This window comes from Peribacillus sp. Bi96, assembly GCF_918698115.1.
Classification (GTDB): domain Bacteria; phylum Bacillota; class Bacilli; order Bacillales; family DSM-1321; genus Peribacillus.
Window position 1 is genome coordinate 1 of record NZ_CAKKLV010000075.1, and the last position, 1,086, is coordinate 1,086.

Genomic DNA, 1,086 nt, shown 5'->3' on the forward strand with positions numbered 1-1,086 from the left:
GTAGCAAGGACACTATTCGGAAAGCAACCGAAGAAAGCCATTATTTCTTTATATGGTTCTTTTGCAAAAACATACAGGGGACACGGTACGGATGTTGCTGTCGTAGGCGGGATATTGGATTTCGATACGGATGATGAAAGAATCCCCACTTCTTTAACGATAGCGGAAGAAGCCGGTATGGAAGTTTCCTTTACAATCGAGGATACTGTGATGGATCATCCCAATACAGTCAAAATCAGACTGTTCGACGAAGATAAAGAATTAGAACTTGTGGGAATCTCAATTGGCGGCGGAACGATAGAAATAACGGAGCTGAATACGTTCAAGCTTAAATTGTCGGGTGAAAACCCAGCCATTCTAGTCGTACACAACGATGTGTTTGGAATCATATCTTCCGTTTCGACAGTATTGGCGAATCATGAAATTAACATAGGACATATGGAAGTTTCACGAAAAGAAAAAGGTCAAATGGCCCTCATGGTGATTGAGGTCGATCAGAAAATCAAGAGCGATATCATGAAGGAAATTGAAGGATTGGAAAATGTGTCGCAAGTCATAAGGATGGTTGAATGATAATCATTAAAAGTGTTGGCATAGATATGGAGGTAAAAACATGTTCCGAAATGTAGCAGAGTTGGTTGAACTTGCTGAAAGTAAAAATGTAAAAATCGCGGAAATCATGATTTTACAAGAAATGGAGTTCTCAGGCTTGCCGAGAGAACAGATCATCGAAAAGATGGACAGGAATTTGACAGTGATGGAACAAGCGGTGGAAAGAGGTCTGAAAGGAGTGCAGTCCGTGACAGGCCTAACGGGCGGAGATGCCGTTCTTTTACAAAATTATATCAAGACGGGCAAGGCGCTCGCAGGCAATTTATTATTGGATGCCGTCAGTAAAGCTGTTGCGACGAACGAAGTGAATGCAGCAATGGGAATGATTTGTGCCACTCCGACTGCCGGTTCTGCGGGCGTTGTTCCCGGTACGTTATTTGCCGTAAAAGAAAAATTAAACCCGACGCGAGCAGAGATGATTGAATTTCTTTTCACTTCCGCTGCCTTCGGGTTCGTGGTTGCAAACAATGCTTC

General features: G+C 42.9%; 2 protein-coding genes. Both read left to right on the forward strand.

The features are described from left to right. A partial coding sequence (sdaAB, locus tag LQ203_RS27350) for an L-serine ammonia-lyase, iron-sulfur-dependent subunit beta (RefSeq protein WP_230163065.1) occupies positions 1 to 573 on the forward strand: 573 nt, incomplete at its 5' end. Positions 574 to 613: 40 nt separating this feature from the next. Then, a partial coding sequence (locus LQ203_RS27355; protein WP_230163067.1) for an L-serine ammonia-lyase, iron-sulfur-dependent, subunit alpha occupies positions 614 to 1,086 on the forward strand: 473 nt, incomplete at its 3' end.